This window comes from uncultured Mailhella sp., from assembly GCF_905187505.1.
Taxonomy (GTDB): domain Bacteria; phylum Desulfobacterota; class Desulfovibrionia; order Desulfovibrionales; family Desulfovibrionaceae; genus Mailhella.
Genome location: NZ_CAJJIC010000130.1, coordinates 1 through 6,749, shown reverse-complemented (window position 1 = coordinate 6,749; position 6,749 = coordinate 1). Strand labels below are relative to the sequence as shown.

The following is a 6,749-nucleotide window of genomic DNA, read 5'->3' as shown; positions in this document are numbered from 1 at the left end:
CCACTCCTCTGATCGTGCCGATCCTTGGACTGACCGGACCGAATGTAGTGGTTGTGAACAACTACTACAAGGAGAAGGACAAAGTCGGCGCCGAGGTTGTTGTACTGGGCGGCGGGCTGGCCGGCTGCGAATGTGCCCATGCCGAAGAAAAAACATGGCGAGTTCTGTACGTGGAAGGCGGACCTTTTTCCAACTACCAGCAGACCCTTGCCCAGACCGCTCGAGGTCTCGAAAAGCTGGGACTCATCGACAACGGTCAGGTAGCCATTCCCTCCGACACGGAATCGACCGTCGCCATGTGGCAATGGCTGGCAGACAATGCTCATGGACGCATAAAATTTCTTCGCGACGGCCATTATTCCGCGGACTGGGACACCACGGCCAGACAGCACATAAAAGATGCCGTCATCGAACGTGTGCGTCATCGCAAGGACGTGGACATGATCATTGCCATGGGTACCTGGAGCGGGCTCGACATGAGCTCAGAGGATCTGGGAATTCCGGTCTTTTCCATGAGCGTGACCGACGCCGTTTCCGCAGGCATCGTGAAGTCCGCCGAGGATTCAGGCAAAAACAACGTACACGCTCAGCTTGAACCCGGACGATTCCGTCGTCAGATTTCCATGTTTCATGAAATCTTCCATTTTAAAAAACTCGGCGTTCCCTTTGAGGACACGCCTGAGGGGCGCAATACCGCCGCCATGGACGAAATCGAACAGACTGCGGCGGACCTGGGCATAGAACTTGTGCTGCGTTCCGCCCCTCTCGATTTGCCCGATGCCGCCCAGGCCTTCAGCAATCTCAAGCAATGCGTGGAAGAGCTGTCCAAAGAATCCGACGCCATCTATCTGACCTACACGTCGACGCCCATGGAAAAAATTCCCGATCTCATGACGCCCATCATTGAGGCCGGCATTCCCTCCTTTGCTCAGGCCGGCCCCCAGCTTGTGGAATACGGCGTGCTCATGAGTCTCGCCCAGGCCAGCTTTGCCGACATCGGTCAGTTCGAAGCGGATGCCATAGCGGCCGTCATCCACGGCAAAAAGCCACGCGAGGTCAATCAGATCTTTGAACCGGAACTGGGACTGGCGATAAATCTGAAGACAGCCATGCGCATAGGCTGGAATCCGCCGCTGGAGATTCTTGCCGCCGTGGATGAAATTTACCAGCAGATTCCGGCGGTGCATTAAATGCCTCAGCCTCCGCTTCGCAGACTTTTTGTCGGCGGCATTCTCGCACTGCTCTGCGCACAGCTTCTGTACGGGACGCTCATGCTTTCCGCCCTCTATAAACAATACCAGGAGCCGGTGTTTCAGATAAACGGGCTCGTCTGTCAGGATATTGCCGATCATCTCGGACTTCTCGTACGCGTGGGCAAAAGCCTCCGTCCTCTGACGCTGGAACGGTTTCTATCTCAGTATCAAACCCGCACGGAAGCGGAAAACATCGCGGTTGCAGACACCGACGGCAATGTCATTTATCAATGGGCAAAAGCCGGAGAACGCCGCATCCTCACGCCTTCCGATGCGAAACCCGTCTTCGGTCAGGTCCAGAAATTTTCCACGGACGACAGCTTCTGGACGGTCTGCCCCATCACTGGAAGGCAGGGCCTCATTGCCGGCCACGTTTTCATGGCACTCGACAAAACACGCATTTCCGCGCTGCTGGCCGATGCCGCACGGGGACAAATGCTGCTCTTCTGCGGCGTGACGCTGGGCGAGTGCATTCTGCTGGCCCTGCTTCTTCAGTTGTTTGCTTTTCCGCATCAGCATGCCTCTCCCAAAAATTTTTCCCTTCGCCTGCGCGTATGCTTCATGATTCCCCTCATCGCCGGGCAAATTTTCATTCTCTGCATGCTCCATTCACCGCTTTCCCGCCTGTATGACGAAGAAATGACCCATACAGGCTCACAGATTGCAAGACAGATGTCGTGGGATCTCGAGCGCCTCGCCGGCATGGGTCTGCCTATAAGCGGCATACACGGCATGGAAGAGTGGATGACCGCAAGACAGGCTCACGTTCCCACGCTGGGCATGGCGGTCTTCGACGGTACCGGAAAGCTGCACGCGGCCGCGGACGCCTCGGGAAAGCTCTCGAAAGAGGACTGGCAGAAGCTCTGCGCCTTGACCTCCCCGGTGACGCTGAACATGCGGCATCCTGCCGACGGGACTCCCGTCGGCACCATACAGATTCTCATGAACCCCGCCGCAGCGGAAAGCAACCTGCACTCCGTCATGCTGGACAACATGACCATGACGGTGGTGGCGGCGCTGTTTCTTTCGGAACTTCTGTTTCTGCTGCTCATGAGCCGCAAGGGAACGACCGCGATGTCCCGATCCCCGGAGTTCATGCGGCCCATTATTTTCGCCTGTCTTTTTGCTACGGAAATGTCCATGTCCTACGTCCCTATCCGCATAGGGGAACTGGGTCTCGACCTTTTCGGACTCCCGCCGGACGTGGTTTCCGGTCTTCCCGTCTCCTGTGAACTTTTCATGGCCGGACTTGCCATGTTTGCGGGCGGATTCTGGAGTCAGAAGTCTGGCTGGAGACCCATGCTTCTTTCGGGACTTGCGCTGGCCTGTCTAGGCTCCTGCGCAAGCTGGCTCTCGTCCTCGGCCCTTCCCTTCGTTCTGGCCCGCGGAATGTCCGGGCTCGGATACGGCTTCATCAATCTTTCCGCACAGGTCTTCGTCATTGCTCATTCTTCCGAAGACAGCAGAGCGCGCAACCTTGCCTTCATGTTTGCAGGCCTGTACGCCGGCACGCTGTGCGGCAGCACCATGGGCGGACTCATTGCCGACAGACTTGGATACCAGGCCGTATTTCCGGCTTCCGCCGCCATGCTTGCACTTGCCGTCACGGTTCTTTTTCGTCTGCTGCCCAGAGAACCGTGGCAAAACGAAGAAGAAACTTCCTCCCGTCTTACCTTTCGCGAAGCATTGGATTTTCTTTTCGACAGACGAATGGGAACACTTCTGCTCTTCTTCATCATTCCCAATGCGCTCATAACGGTATGCCTGTTCCAGTTCTTCATGCCGCTTTCCCTGAGTCAGGCCGGCATGTCCCCTGCCACCATAGGCCGAGTCTTCCTTCTGTACTGTGTCATCGTCATGTTTGCGGGACCGGCCTTCGGCTCACTGCTCGACAGAACAAGGCACATGGAGCGGCCGCTTTTTCTTTCCATGATCATCGTCTCTCTCAGCGTCACCGCCCTTCTCGTCTTCGACGGCCTTGCCGCTGCCATGACGAGCGTGGCACTTCTTGCCGTCAACACCTCCATAGCAGCCAACGGGCAGGGGCCCTACGCCCTTTCTCTCCCCGCCGCCCTGCACTTCGGTCGCGCGCGCACCATGGGATTCTACAACGTGGCCATGCGCATAGGACAGGTGCTCGGCCCGCTGAGCCTCGGCATCATGATGGCCGTATGGAACGCGCGCACGGGCCTCACCATTCTGGCCGTCGGCACCGCATGCTGCGCGCTTCTCTTCATCGTTTTCAGTCTTACCCGCAACTCCGGTTCCCAGGAATCCTGATGCCCCGTCTTGTCATAAAAATCGGCGTACTGCGCAAAAACCTCATGGTCGTTCATGATCTCTGCCGTCAGGCGGGCGCCATGTGCATGTTCGTCTTCAAGGAGGCTCCGCTTCATCCTCGTCTCACGGCCGACATCATGAAAGGATCTCCCGTGCGACGCCTCGGGCTTGTGGCCTGGCCGAAACACCGCCTGCCGGACCTGGCCGACATACACATACACCATGTCTATGCGCCTTCGCCCCTGCTTGCCCGACAGGCTGCCGCCTGTTCATGCGTTTACGTAGACTCTCTTTTTACAATGCGCACCCTTGCCCGCGGCTTGAACGGCAACACGCCGCAAATCCGCCTCTGCATGGAAGCCGGGGACGGCAGAGACGGAGCTCCGGCCGAGGAACTGCCGGACCTGTGTGAACACGCGCAAAGCCTGGGCCTACCCATTCGCGGTCTTGCGGTAAACTTTGCCTGTCTGAGCAGGGAAGCCCCCTCGATCCGGCGCTTGCAGGAGGCCGTTCAGGCTTTGCAGGACATACGCCTCTGCTGCACGGCAGAGGCCGACGTTTCCGCCGGCGGAACGGACATGCTGGAACTTGCGGCTCAGTCTTCTCTGCCTTCCTCCATAGGGGAAATCCGCTGCGGCACCGGCATAACCCTCGGCACGTACCCGCTCTCCGGGCGTCCCATTCCCGGGACCGGACAGGATGCTTTTAAACTGGAAGCGCAAATTCTGGAAAGCCGAATAAAGAACGGCCGCCATATGGCTCTTCTCGACATGGGAACCTTCCACACGGCGCCGGAATGTCTCCGGGCTCCCCTGCCCGGCATGAGCTTTGCCGGAGCCTCCTCCGCCTATACGTCCTTCGACGTGACCGATTGCCCGGAGTCGCTTCACGAAGGACTGACGCTTTCCTTCACACCGGACTATCACGCGCTTTCACGGGCACTCTTCTCTCAGGCTCTTCCCATTACCATGGAGGAAGCATGAACGACTTTCTTCTGCGCTCAGCCGGACCTGATGATCTTGACGGACTCGTTCTTCTGGAACATGAGGTGGAACGGGCTCTTCCCTGCCGGGACATGTTCGCCACGGACGAAAGAGAGTTCTATGAACCCATCGTGCGGGGTACAGGTCACATCTTGCTGGCGTTCGACGCCGACGGAAAACTGGCCGGGGCGAGCGTCATACGCTTTCCCGCGGCGGACGATCCGGAAAATCTCGGGCTCCCGCTCTCTCTGCCCCCGGAGCGACTGGCGACCGTTCGACACCTCGAATCCGTCTTTGTCCGTCCCGACATACGGGGGAAAAAACTGGCGGAGCGTCTCGTGCGGGAAAACATGCACATTACGGAAGGATGCGGCCGAACGCTGTCCATGGCCACGGTATGGCCGGGGAACGCCGCCAGTCTGAAGCTCCATCTGAATCTCGGCCTGCACATACGGGCCTTTGCCTTCAAGTACGGCGGGAAGCCCCGGTTCATTCTCATGGACGGAGACAGAACCGCCATGGACGCAGCCCCCGTCTTCGTCCGAGCCATGGATCTGAACGCACACCGCGCGCAACTGAACGCAGGCATGGCCGGAGTGGCCATATGCACACAGCCGAACAGTCAGGATTTTCTGGTGGAATACAGACCTGTCATCACATCCTGATGCATGGACGCAGTTTTTTCTCCCCGGACGATGCCGCCGGAAGGCGGCATCTGCACGCTTTATGCGCCTCCTTCTCCTCCCTCTCGGAGGCTCCGGCTCTTTCTTTTTTATGACGAAGAAACGCCCCGGCCGCTCCAGCAAAAACAACCTCATAAGGACAGCAGTCTGTTGCAGGACTCCACGGCTTACAGTCTCAGGGCAAGAGGCATCGGGACATGGGCGCACGCAGAGAAAAAACGTCCGAAATCGCTTCCACAGTCACGGCAGGCTGCCCAGCCTCAACTCCGCGGCGCATGCCAAGGAAAACTCGCGTTGCCGGAACGATCTTTTGCGCTCCCGCTCAGTCCGACGGGACGGCCCACGAAGCATCGGCAAAGCACTATGCCGACGCCCGGCGAAAGCAAAGCATGGTAATGTCATCAGACTGAGGAGCGTCCTTTCTGTATGCCTTGATGGCCTGCATGACGCCGTGCAGCACTTCGTCGGGAGAGGCGCCGCGCAGATTCTCCAGGACCTCGGCTATGCGCTCTTCGCCGAAGAGCTCAAGCTTGTCGTTCATGGCCTCGGACACGCCGTCGGTATAAAGCAGACAGTATTCTCCCGGGGCAATTTCGGCGTGACAGGCCTCGTAATCAAGTCCCTGCATGGCTCCGACAAGCGGCCCGCTGGTATCCGTAAGCATGCGGATCGGCACATTTTTATCCTGACTTACCACAAACGGCGGACAATGCGCGCCGCTTGCGTAGTCAAGACGTCCCGTTGCCGGATCAAAAAGTCCTATGAACAGCGTGACGAACATGCAGCTGGGATTGTTTTCCGCCAGCCGTTCATTGATGCGGAGCATGGCTTCCGAACAGGAAAGCCCTTCGGCCAGCGCATAACGAACCAGCGTGACCGTCATGGACATGAACAGGGCGGCGGAAACGCCCTTGTCCGAAACGTCGCCTATGACGACGGCCTGTCTGCCGTCGGGAGCGGTAAAGAAATCATACAGATCGCCTCCCACCTCCTTGGCCGGCTCCAGAAACGCCGCCGCAGAATAGCCGAGACTCTTCGGCGCCCCGTCCGGAGGGGGCAATATGCCCATCTGAATGTCCCTTGCGGCATTCAGCTCGCCCTGCATTCTTTGACGGACGGCCAGAGTGTCCACAAGCCGACGAATGTTTTCATCCAGAGCCTTCACCATGTGGGCAAACGCTCCCGCAAGCTGCCCTACTTCGTCCTTTCTGTCCACAGGCAGATCATCGACAATGTCGGCCGCAAATCCTACGCCGCGTTCCGAACTGAAGTCTTCCTTCGCTATTTCCCGCGCCCTGCGGGTGAGAAGACGCAACGGCGCAATGATGCGCATGGTGAGCACCAGCATGATGAGAAGACTGGCTCCAAGGAGCACCGCCGCCACGACAAAAAGGTGACGGGTCAGCTTTTCCGCAGGACCGGTAATGGCACTCAGCGGTATGGACGCCGTCACATACCAGTCCATGGCCTTGAAATAAGCCAGCCGGTACAAAACGGGATTCTCCGGATCCGTCGTATACCCTTCCAGAGCCTCCCCTTTGCGCACACGC

At 58.3% G+C, this 6,749-nt stretch carries 5 protein-coding genes; 4 read left to right on the top strand and 1 reads right to left on the bottom strand.

What is annotated here, in order from left to right:
• From QZZ60_RS09910 to QZZ60_RS09895, 4 genes are all read left to right on the top strand, one after another.
• Positions 1-1,190 (top strand): ABC transporter substrate binding protein (locus tag QZZ60_RS09910; RefSeq protein ID WP_295640994.1); only part of this gene is annotated, 1,190 nt, incomplete at its 5' end.
• Positions 1,191-3,533 carry an MFS transporter gene (locus tag QZZ60_RS09905; RefSeq protein WP_295640992.1) on the top strand — a complete coding sequence of 781 codons (2,343 nt, stop codon included), beginning with the start codon at positions 1,191-1,193 and terminating at the stop codon, positions 3,531-3,533. It begins immediately after the preceding gene.
• The gene (locus tag QZZ60_RS09900) at positions 3,533-4,516 is read left to right on the top strand and encodes an alanine racemase (protein ID WP_295640990.1); all 984 of its coding nucleotides are present in this window, start codon (positions 3,533-3,535) and stop codon (positions 4,514-4,516) included. Before QZZ60_RS09905 ends, QZZ60_RS09900 begins: the two co-directional genes overlap by 1 nt.
• Positions 4,513-5,181, top strand: a complete 669-nt coding sequence (locus tag QZZ60_RS09895; protein ID WP_295640988.1) for a GNAT family N-acetyltransferase — start codon at positions 4,513-4,515, stop codon at positions 5,179-5,181. The genes QZZ60_RS09900 and QZZ60_RS09895 overlap by 4 nt, the downstream gene beginning before the upstream one ends.
• A gap of 379 nt (positions 5,182-5,560) precedes the next feature.
• Here QZZ60_RS09895 and QZZ60_RS09890 read toward each other — a convergent pair.
• The coding region (locus QZZ60_RS09890; protein ID WP_295640986.1) for a SpoIIE family protein phosphatase at positions 5,561-6,749 on the bottom strand (1,189 nt) is incomplete at its 5' end.

What these genes read in the sequence shown, in the direction of transcription:
- QZZ60_RS09905 (WP_295640992.1), top strand. Translation starts at nt 1,191, where the DNA reads ATGCCTCAGCCTCCGCTTCGCAGACTTTTTGTCGGCGGCATTCTCGCA.
- QZZ60_RS09900 (WP_295640990.1), top strand. Translation starts at nt 3,533, where the DNA reads ATGCCCCGTCTTGTCATAAAAATCGGCGTACTGCGCAAAAACCTCATG.
- QZZ60_RS09895 (WP_295640988.1), top strand. Translation starts at nt 4,513, where the DNA reads ATGAACGACTTTCTTCTGCGCTCAGCCGGACCTGATGATCTTGACGGA.